Below are 12,321 nucleotides of genomic sequence, written 5' to 3' on the forward strand. Positions count from 1 at the left end.
TTGGCCATCTATACAAATGCAAGGATTTCCGCATGGGCGACGATACGGCCGGCAAGGCCTCTCCGATGGAGCTGGATGAAGCACGGGCGCGCGAGCTTGAGGAGCAGTTCGATGCGGAAATCCGATTCCGGCGGCTGGCGCCAATCGCTGCCCGCTTGGTCGGAGCGCTGCTGATCGCATTGTCGATCTTTCATTATTACACTGCGGGTTTTGGCCTTTTGTCGGAGGTTATGCATCGCGGCATCCACCTGTCCTTTGTCCTCGGTCTGATTTTTCTCGTTTTCCCCGTATCACGACGTGGTTACGGCGAAGTGGCGGCTTCCAGTGTGCTGCGGCCTCTGGGCATATCGCTTTTCGACTGGGCGCTGGCAATCGGTGCCGTTGTCGCCGTGATGCACGTGCCGTTCATCCCGCTCGACGACCTTGCCTTCCGTGTTGGAAATCCCACGAACACAGACGTCGTCCTGGGCGGCCTGCTGGTACTGGTTCTTCTTGAGGCAACCCGCCGTTCGGTCGGCTGGCCTCTACCAATCATCGCCGTCCTGTTCATGGCCTACTCCCTGTACGGGCCATCGATGCCTGGCATCCTTGTCCATCCCGGCGCGACCTTCTCGCAGCTGATCAATCACCTCTACCTTACCAGCCAAGGCATATATGGCATCGCACTCGGCGTCGTCGCCACCTATGTTTTCCATTTTGTACTGTTCGGGGTTTTTGCCACACGCATCGGGCTCGGTCAGTTGTTCCTGGACTGTGCCGCGTGGGTCGCGGGGCGGCATGCTGGTGGTCCGGCCAAGATATCGATATTCGGATCGGCGTTGTTCGGCATGATCTCCGGCTCGTCCGTTGCCAATACGGTCACAGTTGGCTCGCTCACAATACCAGCGATGATCCGGCTCGGCTACAAGCGCACCTTCGCCGCGGCAGTCGAATCCGCATCGTCCACCGGTGGCCAGATCACGCCGCCGATCATGGGTGCGGCAGCATTCCTGATGATCGAGTTCCTCAATCTCCCCTACACTACGATCATCCTGGCAGCGCTCGTTCCGGCTTTCATGCACTTCTTCGGAGTTTTGGTTCAGGTTCACTTCGAAGCAAAGCGCGAAGGTCTTCGTGGCATGACCGACGACGAAATGCCGGATCTGAAGGAGGCCTTCAAGCGCGACTGGCCGACCGTTATCCCCCTCGTCGTGCTGATCGGTATCCTGCTCTCGGGTTTCACCCCATACCTGGCGGCATTCTGGGGAATAACGCTCTGCATCGCGGTCGGCCTCATCAATCCGCGCCGACGCATGTCGTTGACGGAGGTCTTCGAGGGACTGAGGGATGGCGCCAAGTACGCGCTTGCCGTTGGCGCAGCGGCAGCCACCGTTGGCATCATCGTCGGGGTCGTCACGTTGACCGGCGTCGGCTTCAAGATTTCCTACATCGTCACCACGACTGCAGCAGAAATAGCCGGCTGGATCGGTACGATGGTTCCGGCTGCCTGGTTCGGACCGCAGACACTGACGCTGTTGTTCACGCTGATCATGACTGGCGTCGTCTGCATCCTGATGGGCTGCGGTATTCCGACGACCGCCAACTACATTATTATGGCGACCATCGCCGCCCCAACGCTCGGTATGCTTGGCGTGGAACCTATCGTCGCGCATTTCTTTGTCTTCTATTACGGTGTTCTTGCCGACATCACGCCTCCAGTCGCGCTCGCCGCCTATGCGGCGGCAGGCATGGCAGGAGCCGACCCATTCAAGACCGGAAATACAGCGTTCCGCCTTGGCTTGGGAAAAGTCCTCGTCCCGTTTGTTTTCGTGTTCTCGCCGTCGCTGCTGCTGGTGACAACCAACTTCTCTTGGGGTGATTTTACAATTGCCTTCGTTGGCTGCGTGCTGGGCATTACATTTCTCGGGTCCGCCCTCTCCGGTTTCCTGCTTGTCAGAACCTTTTGGTGGGAGAGAACAATGCTGATCTTGGCGGCGATCCTGCTAGTCGTTCCCGAACTCGTGTCGTCGCTCATAGGACTGCTTTTGGCCGCTCCTGTATTAGGGCGGCAATTCACCGCTGCCAGACAGGTAAAGGTGTGAGAATTGAGTGTCATCACTTCTCTGCGATCCCCCGATCGAAGAATTTGCCTTTGACGATCCCAACAATGCCCTGTCGCCACCACGTTCTTTGGCGTCAAACTTTGAATGAGAATGGAAATCCCATCGTGCTGGAGGAGCAGCCAAAGCTGCGGCACGCCTAATTCAAAGGCCAGCGCCGTCGTCTGCAGTATCATGCTGACATGCAGGGGTTGCGCCGGCGATCCATCCATTGGCCTTCGTGTCGACGGGCGGAGTCCTGGGTTTCGCCACTGAGGGAATAGCCGCGGTTCACCCACCCATTCGGGCGCAATGATTGAAGCAGGAGCCAAAACTCTTGCAAGGGGAGCCACTTCCCGATCAAATATCAGGCCATATGATCTTTACTTGAGGATCATATGGCCTATATTGCGAATGTCAGGAGGCCATTATGCAAATCGCCGTCAAGCCCCACAAACCCGCGGAACTCAATGCCGTCGCACTCAAGGCCTATGCCAAGATCGCCGATGCATGGTCGCTGAGCCTCAGGGAGGCAGCGGGCCTTGCCGACATGTCGGAGAGCACATGGAAGCGTGCGCGCAAACCGGGATTTACCGGCGAATTGACGAAGGACCAGTTGCTGCGCCTCAGTGCCGTGATCGGGATCTACAAGTCGCTCGAACTCTACTTCTCTGAGCAACTTTCCAGAAGCTGGTTCACGCGCCCGAACACGGGCCCTCTCTTTAGCGGCGCGCGCCCGGTCGACACCGCCATCGACGGCGGTCTCCCGCAAATTCTCGCAATCCGAACCTATCTGGACGCGCTTCGGGGCGGCGCATGAGGAAAACCGAACTATCGGTCCGAGGACTGGTCCGCATGCTACCCGCAACCTACCACAAGCCGCCGGCGCTTCGCGGTCTCGTCGACAGCGACGAGGAACTGGAGGTTCTGGCCGAGATCGAGGGGTCGACCAGCGCCCGTTTGCTCGCCGAGCGCGGCCGCAATCCGCATCTCGATCCGCGAGAGCTTGCCTGGCGGCGGCGCAACCGTGATCTCAGGATCTACGGCGACACGCATGTCAATGCGGCCTTCACCTATACGCGGACAGGAGGCAATCGCTTCAACTCCGAAGATCGCGGAGCCTGGTATTGCGCCTGGGACGTGATGGTATCGGTCGCGGAGGTCGCATGGCACAGAACCCGCGAGCTTCGTTTCGCCGGCTCGTTCCATGACAGCGCCCGTTATGTCGAACTGATCTCCGACTTTATCGGAGAATTCGACGACCTGACCGATGAACCCGAACACGCCGCGCTCAATCCGGACCCGGAGGTTGGCTATATCGAGGGACAGGAACTGGCCGCCCGGTTGCGGAGAGATGGAAGCCGCGGCCTCATCTATCCCTCCGTCCGTGCGCCCGTCGGAAACTGCCTGGTTTGTTTCGATCCGGGGGCTGTCCAGAACGTCCGGCCCGGCGCGTCCTGGGATCTAATCTGGCAAGGCGCGCCGGACTATTCGATCGTCGCAATCTCGTAGCAGCGACGAAGCACAGGTTTCCGCGAAATCATGCGGAATGTCGAGAAGCCGCGTCCGCGTCTCGACAGGGCGGACAATCGTATCTGAAATCCATATGGGCCCCTCGGATCGCACATTGGAATCGATGGGCAGGATCAGCTACACGTCGGGCATAGAACCATGCATGGCGTTCAATCTCAATTACCGGCTATATTTTTGCTCTTGGAGCTCGTGGTTTGACCTCCGTGGAATAGCTTTCGGCCCAAAACAGCCGCGTTTCGTGACAACGCGCGGACCGGATGTCACGCTGGCAAATGCATCTGGCGCCCGACAGTCAGTTGGACCATGAACCACACCCTCACCGATCCCTGCTCCTGACCCGACTTTTAGCAACCTCGCGAGTTCCCGCTCGTGACCAAAACGGCGGAGATCAGAATCACGGCCCTTTGGCATCACGCATGGAAGGTGCCCGCATGTCGATGGCAACGCGAAACCGTCGTCAGGCTGTGCCGCTCGTCTCTTGCAGCAGCACCAGATCGCAATGAACTCCGGGTCGCCGGGAAAGGCGAAAGGCGAAAGGCGAAAGGCGAAAGGCGAAACAAGGATCTCGATGTGCTGCCAACAGACAAATGCAACCTAATCTATCTCGAATTATCTTTCAGGCCTATTCCCTGTTGAGGAACTTCCATGATGAGCTTGCTAACGATCATCGGCGAGCCTTGCTCACCGGATGGCAGCGCTTTGCGTCTTTCCCTAATAGCAGCGCCGAAATCATGCGCGGGTCTGAACACCGTCAACCTCCACCGTTTTACTTACCGTACAGGACGTTTTTTGAGGAATCGAGGCTCCGCTTCCCGATCGGTAAGCCCTTCACTTGATCGCGCCAAATCACCCCGATCGGGAATCTGTGTGGGATTGCACCCGTCAGGAGCGAGGGTCTTTCCCTCCTCTCAGGAAACTATTGTTTCATCAACATTGCCCTAGAAATTGCTATACCGGCAATTGCTGCAATCTTGATTTTCTACATCCGAAATGTTTCATAAATATCTGATGTTTCAATGGAATATTTCAGTAAAATAGACAACGTAAACAATTTTAGAGCGCGTTCCGCCCTGATGCACAGTCATCACAGCAACACCTCAAAACGGCAAGCTGAAGCCCACGCTGCCGGTCTTCTGTTGACGCCGGTCAGCCGACTCGGCAACCTCATACAATGACCGTGACCAACAGTTTCATTTCCGAACTTGTCCGCGACGCCAACAGGCTCGATCACCTCGACGAGTATCAGAAGCGGCGAATGCTCGAACGGGCCGTCACAACTATCCGCGACATGCGCGAAACAATCGGAATTCCACCCGGTCCCGGCCGGGACCGTCTCCTCGAAATCCAAACCGTTGCCCTCTCCATCGAACTCGGGTGGCGCAGCGAAGAAGAGATCCGAAACGCTCTGCTGCTTGCGGCCGGCATGATCCGCGACCTGCATATCGTCCTCGACAGCAAAACCGACATCAGCATCGTCACGCCAACTCGTTAATCCTCGGCCCATCATCAGACGGCCAAATGGCAAATCATACCGACAACATTCAGCCTGCGACCATTAGGATTCCATTAACCATACCGGACCACCCTTCCCTTACAGCAACGATGGAGGTTGGCTATGGCTTACGACTGGGACCGGAATGAACGCGACGGCCGGTTCGATGAACTGGCAGCAGGATTAATATTCTTCACAATTGTCACCCTACTTCTGGCATCAGCATATTTCGTGATAGGCTTTGCCAGATAGGGGCGCTTCATTTGCCTCCCTGCGAGCCAAGATAGGAAACACCGGGGTGGCAACGTCGAGAGACGAATGATTTCATCATCAGCCACTTTATGCCTACCAGAGGTCAGTGAAGGAACATGACGGGCGATCTTGGCGGCAATATCCTGATTCTCTCCGGCCACCCCGGATCCGGCAAGTCAACAATCGCCGAAACGCTTGGGAACCTGCCCGGCGTTCCAAAGGTGCATTTTCACAGCGATGATCTGTGGGGATATATCAAGCACGGCCGCATCGATCCATGGCTACCGCAATCCCATCAACAAAACCGCATGATCATGCAGATCGCCGCCGATGTTGCCGGTCATTACGCCAAAGAGGGCTACTTCGTCATCCTAGACGGCGTCGTGCGACCGGACTGGCTGCCGGCCTTTTCAGCGCTTTCTCGGACACTACATTACATTGTGCTGCGCACGACAGCTGCTGAGGCGATCGAACGCTGTCTGGCCCGGGGTGGCGACAGCCTCAGCGATCCGCTGGTCGTCGCTGATCTTCACTCGCAGTTTACCGATCTTGGCGCCTTTGAGCACCATGTCCTACCAGTGTCAGGCAAGGACAAGGATCAGACTTTGCAGTTGGTCATCAATGCGCTGCAATCGAGACGTTTCGGTATTGATGCTTCCGAGTGAAGCAAACGATAACGAACGTGCAGGATGAAACAAGCGTGGCTCGGCCGACCATTTACCTCCTTCGTCACGGCGAAACCGTCTGGAACTCTCTTGGCCGGTTTCAGGGGCAACTGGATTCACCGCTTACGCAACGTGGCATTGAACAGACGGATCATGTAGCTCACTTGCTCCGCGACACGCTCTGCAACGATGACCAGTTGTTCCAGATGAAGGTCAGTCCGCTTGGGCGCGTGCGCCAGACCGCTGAACGCGTACAGGCAAAGGTGCCTCTCCAGTCTGTCGAAGATGACCGACTGGTTGAGGTCACGACCGGGTCTTGGGACGGGATGACGCGGTTTGAGATCGACAACGAGTTTCCCGGCAATCTCGACGGATCCAACGCGTTCGACTGGTATTTCAGGGCGCCAGATGGCGAAAGCTTCGATGAGGTCTGCAAGCGCGCGACGTCATGGATCTCGGATGTCCGGCATCCGACCATTGCCATTTCCCATGGTCTGTTCGGGCGGATCCTTCGGGGTGTGTTTCTCGGACTTTTAAAGCAGGAAATGCTCGAACTTCCCGTTCCGCAGGATGGGTTTTACCGGCTAAATGATAGCAGGTGCGAGCTCATCACAGTTTGACCAGCACCACCTTACTCCGGTAACTCCAGAGCTTCGGGGGACGCATCATGCCGGTAGAGGAGGACAACTTGCAAACACTCAACGACATCTATCTCGCCTACCTCGACTGCCTTAACCGCCAGGACTTCGATGACCTCGGCACCTTCGTCAACGACAATGTCGAACACAATGGCCGGCCCTTCGGGCTGTCGGGCTATCGCGATATGCTGGTCACGGACTTTGCCGACATTCCCGACCTGCGATTTGAGGCAGAAATCCTTGTCAGCGACGTGACGCGGATTGCCGCTCGGATTCCGTTCAACTGCACCCCCAAAGCTACCTTCATGGGTCTTCCGGTCAATGGCAGGCGCGTTCAATTCTGCGAGCATGTGTTCTACGAATTCGAACACGCAAAAATCTGCAGGGTCTGGTCGGTCATCGACAAGGCTGCGATCGAACGCCAGATTGCCTGAATGTCACCATCGGCGATTTCCGTCCTGCAGGTCACGATCGGCCCAAAAGCAACCAACTCTGTGCCTGGACACCACGATGCCGAATAGGCGCTTTGACCTGAGTGAAAACTCAAGCTGTCTTCGTCTCGTCGGTGATGTCGAGAGCGTCGCGGCTGTGGGACAGAGGCAAGGCGAGCGCACACCGCGGATCGGGCTTGAGACGCACAAGCAGTGCAACTCCAATACCGCCGGACGCACCGATGACGATGGCTCGATAGCCGCTTTCAAGGGACTTCATCGGGGCTCCGTCAGCGGTTATCTCTGGTCAGGAAACTCGAGCTTTTTGACATCGTAACCTAACTCACGCACTTTCATTATCATCCTGTTGAGCTTCGCCTTGGACGGGATGCTGCGAGCATAAACCCAGACATCGTCGGTGGATGGGTTGGCGCTGATGAACCAGGACTTGTCAGGCGATTTATAGAGCACCCAGTAATTGAACGTGATCAGGAGTGGGTAACGGACCCTCATCTTCGCCTTGGTAGACGCGAAGTCCAAGATCTTTCCAACACCGTTGATGGTTTTCAACTTACCCCGCGGCGTGCCTTCGCGGCAGCCATCTTCGACCAGCACTTCATCGGCCGACTTCCCCTGTCGGTAGGTGGAATAGCCGGCGACGCATCCGTCCGTCAGAAGCATCGGCATGCGACCGATTTCCAGCCATGTGCCCCGATAGTGACCGGCATCAACGGCAACGGGCTTGGGGGCGGCAGTAGCGAGCGAGCCCGAGAAAAGAAGTAGCGAGACTGTCAGTGCACCCACGACGCGCTTGCGATTTTTCTGCATAAACTCCTCCTATCGATAAAACGGGTTCAGGTTTTGGTTCGCCGGGACAAGCCGGCATATCGAAACGCGATAAAGGTCATGAGGCTAGCTGCGGAGAACGCATTCAGATTGACAAGCGTTGCAAGATCATCTGCCGACCAGGATTGCAGCCCCGCGCCGAAAAACGTGTGCGAGCAGAAAAACGCGATAAAAACAAGAATTGCAGTTACATATTGCCAGCGCTTTTCGTCTGCACGGAACGAGATGGTTGCCAGCATGATGCACGCCGCAAAGAAAAATTCGGTGCCGGATTGGTCGCCGAATATCGCCGTTTCAAACAGGGTATCAAGCGTTCCCACAAGAGGCAGCGCCACGCGCGCAGCCAGATTGGACTTCTTTGCCAAAAGTGGGATCAAAAGGAAAAATGGCATTGATAACAGGGTAACGAGCGATGCCACAGCAGCGCCGGCATCGACCAGATACCAGACATAAAGCGGATAAAACGGCTTGTTGAGAATGATGACCCAGGCAACGGTCAGGGTTGCCTTCGTCAGGTCATCGGTTACGGCCAAGCCCGTCCGCCTATCGTCTCTTCCAAGCTCCATCAGGCCGTCTTCTCCGTTAGCGCCTAGTTGGCCGCTGGCCTAGATACGAAGAAAAGGCCCGTTTGGTTTCAGTGGCGGGACAAAAGTGCGATGGCGATTCCCGAAATCGACACGCAAAACGGATGTAGCGCTCGTCTATCCCTCATTTTTCGTTTTCTGGCTAAGTGGCGTCCTGCAACACTTAACGTCGCTTGGCGTTAGAGACGACACAAACTACCAGAAGCCACAGGGCTAGAAGGATGACACCGTGAACCTGCCGAAGATCAACCGCCTCGTGTTACAGAACCTGATCGCAGGCCTCAGCGATGGGCTGATATTGCTGGAAACCGAAGGAACGATCACATGGGCCAACAAGGCAGCACTGGAGATGCACCGCATAGAGACCGTGTCGGAGCTTGGCGCCGACGCCGAAAGCTACAGGCGCAATTTCACGCTTCGCTATCGCAACAATCATCTTCTCGACGAAGGTCAGTATCCGCTTGAGCGGCTGCTTGCCGGAGAGACATTCGAAGATGTGACAGTGGAGATATCGCCAAGTGACAATGCGGCTGAATGCTGGGTCCATACCTTGCGTGGCCTTATTCTTGAAGATGACGGCGCAAAACCCGATGTGCTGGTGCTGATCATTCGCGACGAGACACCGCGCTTCGAGGCTGAAGCGCGATTCGAGAGCGCCTTTAACGCCAATCCGGCGCCGGGTCTGATCTGCCGGCTGGAAGACGAGCGTTTCATTCGCGTCAATCAGGGTTTTCTGGAAATGACCGGCTTTAACCGCGAGGAGATCATCGGTATCAGCGTCAAGGAACTCGGGTTGTTTTCCGAGTGCGAAACTGGTGAGGATGCGCTGAAGCGTCTGCATGAAGGCCGGGTCATTCGCCATCGCGAGGCGCTCATTCCCATTCCGGGCGGTGACAGGCTGGTGATCGTGGCAGGGGAAACAATCGCGGTTGCCGAAGAGCCCTGCATGCTGTTCACCTTCGCGGATCTCGACGGGCGCCGGAAGGCACAGAACGCGCTTCGCCAGAGCGAAGAAAGATTCTTCAAGTCCTTCCGTCTGTCGCCCGCGCCAGCGGCAATTTCCAGGCTGAGCGACTTCGTGCTGACGGAGGTCAATGATGCCTTTCTGACGCTTTGCGGTCACATGGAAGCCGAGGTGATCGGCAAAACCGCAAGCGAGTTGCGATTGTGGGACGATGTGGCAGCACGACGCGAAATCGAGAAACGGCTGAAGGACAATATCCCTATCCGGAATGAAAATCTGCGCATGAACCTCGCTGATGGCGGCGTAGCTGAGTGCATCGTTTCGGCAGAACGCGCAGAGATCAATGACCAGCTTTGCGTCATCTGGGCGATACAGGACGTTACGGAACGGCGAAGATCCGAAAACGAGCTGATCGAAGCCATCGAAAGTGTCATGGCCGACACCTCCTGGTTCAGCCGTACCGTTGTTGAGCGGCTCGCGGGGCTGCGGCAAAATTCGCGCGGCGACACATCGACCGCATCGCTGAAGGATCTCACGGATCGGGAGGAGCAGATACTATCGCTAATCTGTGACGGTTGCAGCGACAAGGAAATGAGCGATCGGCTGAACCTCTCCAAACACACGATCCGCAACCATATCGCGTCTCTTTACGGCAAGATCGGTGTCAACCGCCGAACCGCGGCGGTAATCTGGGCGCGGGAGCGTGGATTTGTCGGCAGTAAAAAAAATAGCGGCTGAACCCGCAAATTTGGTCAGTTTGTACCAGTCGAACTAGTAGCTATTGCTCTGCCAGCGGCGATTTTGCCGGCCTATCTTTCCATCATGCCGTTACCAACAGCGGCACCCTCAAAACGATGGAAGGAACTCGTCATGGACAACAACCGTATCGAAGGCATCGCCCGTCAGGCAAAGGGCAGCATCAAGGAAGCGGCTGGAAAGATCACCGGAAACGACAAGCTTCAGGCGGAAGGCAAAGCCGAAAAACTGGCGGGCCAGGCGCAGGAGAAGCTCGGCCAGACCAAGGACGCCGTCAAAAAGGCATTCAAGTGAACCGCTGATGTTCAAGGTAGGAGGTTTCACCATGATGCTTGCTTGTGAACTGACCCCGGCCACAAACTGCCTCCCCCAGGACGTCAGCCTGTGTGCCGCCTTGCAAGCCGTGCTCGCCTATGCCGATGGACAGGAAGACAGCTCGATCTCCGTCACATCCGTCGAGGGCAGGATCGTGCTCTCGGGCGAAGTGGAAACACTCTCTGCCTTCGAACGGGCGGTCATCATCGCAGAATGTTTCGCATCGCGGCCGATCATCGCCGATCTGGCGATCCGGCAGCGCCCCCATACCTATCTGGATGCCTCTGCCCCACGCATCCAACTTGTAAAGAATAACAGGAGTGACAAACAATGAAGAAACTCGTTCTTGCAACTGCAATCGCAACTCTGGCCATCGCCCCACTCGCTTCCGCCGAAACGAAGCACAGCGGCAAGCGTGCAACGGAAACCGCGCAGAAGGAACGCGTCGGCACCCTGTCCTGTGAAATCGCCGGTGGCGTCGGCCTCGTCGTCGGCTCCAGCAAGGCGGTGAGCTGCGAGTTCCGTCAGCGCTCCGGCAAGACGGAACGCTACACCGGCACAATTGGCAAGCTTGGCCTCGACATCGGTGTGACCGGCAAGACCTATATGAGCTGGATCGTGCTCAATACGGCGGCAAGCCGCGTTGGCGACGGTGCGCTGAGCGGTGATTATGTTGGCGCATCTGCCGGCGCCTCGGTCGGTGTGGGCGTGGGCGCCAACGCGCTGATCGGCGGTAACGCAAAGAACTTCGCGCTGCAGCCGATCAGTGCCGAAGTTGGTACCGGCGTGAACTTGGCTGCTGGCGTGTCCCACCTCCAACTGAAGCGAGCGGTTTAATCCGTCCGTCTCCGCGGTCGCATGGGGTCGTCAACGGCAAGCGCGTCGCGTTCATCGCGGCGCGCTTTTTTAGAAGCGTGTGGCAGCCTGGAAAAATGCTTTTTGCCTCGGCCGTTCAAACCCTCCGTCGGACTTTGAGGAATAACCCTCGGAGCGCGTGCCGCCTGCGAATAGATCGCCTCGCCCTCAACCACCACAAAAGTTGCTTCAAGTTCGCGGCCGAGGTAGTTGTAGGTGGCGGGCTCCGTCTCCCAGACGGCGACGAGCGTACCGTTTTCGATGTCGTCCTGCCATATCGGACGGCGGCCAGAACCTCCAAAACCAATTTCCTGCCGCTCCAGAAGAATGACGTCAACGCCTTCCCTGGCCAGTTCGAGCGCGCTCGTCAGCCCGATATAACAGGCACCGACAATGCAAATATCTGCCTGGATAAGACCGGAGAGTGGTTCCGTAACCGGTGCGGAAGCGCCCGTCGCATACCAGAGCGTGGCGCCAAAAGGCGAGAAAGAAGACATCAGCCCGAACTCTCAATTCAAATCGCTGCGAGCATTGAGCGCGTCGCGAAGTCCGTCGCCAATGAAGTTGGAACTCGTGACGTCGAGCGTGATGGCGACACCGGGTACTATGGCGAGCCAGAGCGCCCTGTCGAGATATTGCTCGGCGCCGCTCAACATGTTGCCCCAGTTTGGCAGCGGCGGCTGAATGCCGTAACCCAGAAAACTGATGTAGGCCTCAAGAAGAATGGCGCGCGCCACCGTCAACGTCGCCGCGACGATGGTGGGCCTGGCAGCATTTGGCAGTAATTCCCGAAACAAGATCCAACCATTGAGCAGACCAAGCATGTGGGCTGCCATCACGAAGTCTCGCTCACGCAAGGAACGGACCTCTGCCTCGACCAAGCGTGCAATCTTCATCCAGGACATATGTCTG

General features: G+C 57.0%; 14 protein-coding genes and 2 pseudogenes. 11 read left to right on the forward strand and 5 right to left on the reverse strand.

Annotation, left to right across the window (positions count from 1 at the left end):
- The first annotated feature begins 32 nt into the window (after window positions 1–32).
- The 7 genes from AGR1_RS20515 to AGR1_RS20545 all read left to right on the forward strand — a co-directional run bounded on the left by AGR1_RS20515 (window position 33) and on the right by AGR1_RS20545 (window position 7,092).
- The gene (locus AGR1_RS20515) at window positions 33–2,081 is read left to right on the forward strand and encodes a TRAP transporter permease (protein WP_149148062.1); all 2,049 of its coding nucleotides are present in this window, start codon (window positions 33–35) and stop codon (window positions 2,079–2,081) included.
- 427 nt (window positions 2,082–2,508) lie between these two features.
- On the forward strand, window positions 2,509–2,898 hold the full coding sequence (locus tag AGR1_RS20520; RefSeq protein ID WP_149148063.1) for an antitoxin Xre-like helix-turn-helix domain-containing protein: 390 nt from the start codon (window positions 2,509–2,511) through the stop codon (window positions 2,896–2,898).
- Complete coding sequence (locus AGR1_RS20525) at window positions 2,895–3,590, forward strand: RES family NAD+ phosphorylase (RefSeq protein ID WP_149148064.1); 696 nt, start codon at window positions 2,895–2,897, stop codon at window positions 3,588–3,590. The genes AGR1_RS20520 and AGR1_RS20525 overlap by 4 nt, the downstream gene beginning before the upstream one ends.
- Before the next feature lie 1,192 nt (window positions 3,591–4,782).
- Window positions 4,783–5,103 carry a hypothetical protein gene (locus AGR1_RS20530; protein WP_149148065.1) on the forward strand — a complete coding sequence of 107 codons (321 nt, stop codon included), beginning with the start codon at window positions 4,783–4,785 and terminating at the stop codon, window positions 5,101–5,103.
- A gap of 368 nt (window positions 5,104–5,471) precedes the next feature.
- On the forward strand, window positions 5,472–6,020 hold the full coding sequence (locus AGR1_RS20535; RefSeq protein WP_149148066.1) for an AAA family ATPase: 549 nt from the start codon (window positions 5,472–5,474) through the stop codon (window positions 6,018–6,020).
- A gap of 17 nt (window positions 6,021–6,037) precedes the next feature.
- On the forward strand, window positions 6,038–6,640 hold the full coding sequence (locus AGR1_RS20540) for a histidine phosphatase family protein (protein WP_246669691.1): 603 nt from the start codon (window positions 6,038–6,040) through the stop codon (window positions 6,638–6,640).
- Window positions 6,641–6,708: 68 nt separating this feature from the next.
- Window positions 6,709–7,092, forward strand: coding sequence for an ester cyclase (locus AGR1_RS20545; RefSeq protein WP_149148067.1), 384 nt, complete (start codon window positions 6,709–6,711; stop codon window positions 7,090–7,092).
- A gap of 109 nt (window positions 7,093–7,201) precedes the next feature.
- Here the strand turns inward: AGR1_RS20545 and AGR1_RS20550 are convergent, their stop codons facing one another.
- From AGR1_RS20550 to AGR1_RS20560, 3 genes are read right to left on the reverse strand one after another with little or no spacing between them, the layout of a single operon-like run.
- Window positions 7,202–7,369: a hypothetical protein gene (locus AGR1_RS20550; RefSeq protein ID WP_246669692.1), complete on the reverse strand. Its 168-nt coding sequence runs from the start codon at window positions 7,367–7,369 to the stop codon at window positions 7,202–7,204.
- Between the two features lie 17 nt (window positions 7,370–7,386).
- The gene (locus AGR1_RS20555) at window positions 7,387–7,917 is read right to left on the reverse strand and encodes a lipocalin family protein (protein WP_137411080.1); all 531 of its coding nucleotides are present in this window, start codon (window positions 7,915–7,917) and stop codon (window positions 7,387–7,389) included.
- A 26-nt stretch (window positions 7,918–7,943) separates the two neighbouring features.
- On the reverse strand, window positions 7,944–8,501 hold the full coding sequence (locus tag AGR1_RS20560; protein WP_149148068.1) for a hypothetical protein: 558 nt from the start codon (window positions 8,499–8,501) through the stop codon (window positions 7,944–7,946).
- Window positions 8,502–8,748: 247 nt separating this feature from the next.
- On the opposite strand from AGR1_RS20560, the gene AGR1_RS20565 reads away from it, so the two are divergent.
- The 4 genes from AGR1_RS20565 to AGR1_RS20580 all read left to right on the forward strand — a co-directional run bounded on the left by AGR1_RS20565 (window position 8,749) and on the right by AGR1_RS20580 (window position 11,391).
- Window positions 8,749–10,221, forward strand: a complete 1,473-nt coding sequence (locus tag AGR1_RS20565) for a helix-turn-helix transcriptional regulator (protein ID WP_149148069.1) — start codon at window positions 8,749–8,751, stop codon at window positions 10,219–10,221.
- Window positions 10,222–10,353: 132 nt separating this feature from the next.
- Window positions 10,354–10,533, forward strand: a complete 180-nt coding sequence (locus tag AGR1_RS20570) for a CsbD family protein (protein ID WP_077984902.1) — start codon at window positions 10,354–10,356, stop codon at window positions 10,531–10,533.
- A 7-nt stretch (window positions 10,534–10,540) separates the two neighbouring features.
- A complete protein-coding gene (locus AGR1_RS20575; protein ID WP_077984901.1) occupies window positions 10,541–10,888 on the forward strand; it encodes a BON domain-containing protein in 348 nt (115 codons plus the stop codon).
- Complete coding sequence (locus AGR1_RS20580) at window positions 10,885–11,391, forward strand: DUF992 domain-containing protein (RefSeq protein ID WP_137411083.1); 507 nt, start codon at window positions 10,885–10,887, stop codon at window positions 11,389–11,391. Before AGR1_RS20575 ends, AGR1_RS20580 begins: the two co-directional genes overlap by 4 nt.
- 302 nt (window positions 11,392–11,693) lie before the next feature.
- Here the strand turns inward: AGR1_RS20580 and AGR1_RS29665 are convergent.
- Window positions 11,694–11,906: pseudogene (locus tag AGR1_RS29665) on the reverse strand (FAD-dependent oxidoreductase); the annotation flags it as partial.
- A gap of 12 nt (window positions 11,907–11,918) precedes the next feature.
- Window positions 11,919–12,311, reverse strand: a pseudogene (locus AGR1_RS20590) (ABC transporter permease); the annotation flags it as partial.
- Window positions 12,312–12,321 lie beyond the last annotated feature (10 nt).

Source organism: Agrobacterium sp. B1(2019) (assembly GCF_008274755.1).
Taxonomy (GTDB): domain Bacteria; phylum Pseudomonadota; class Alphaproteobacteria; order Rhizobiales; family Rhizobiaceae; genus Agrobacterium; species Agrobacterium salinitolerans.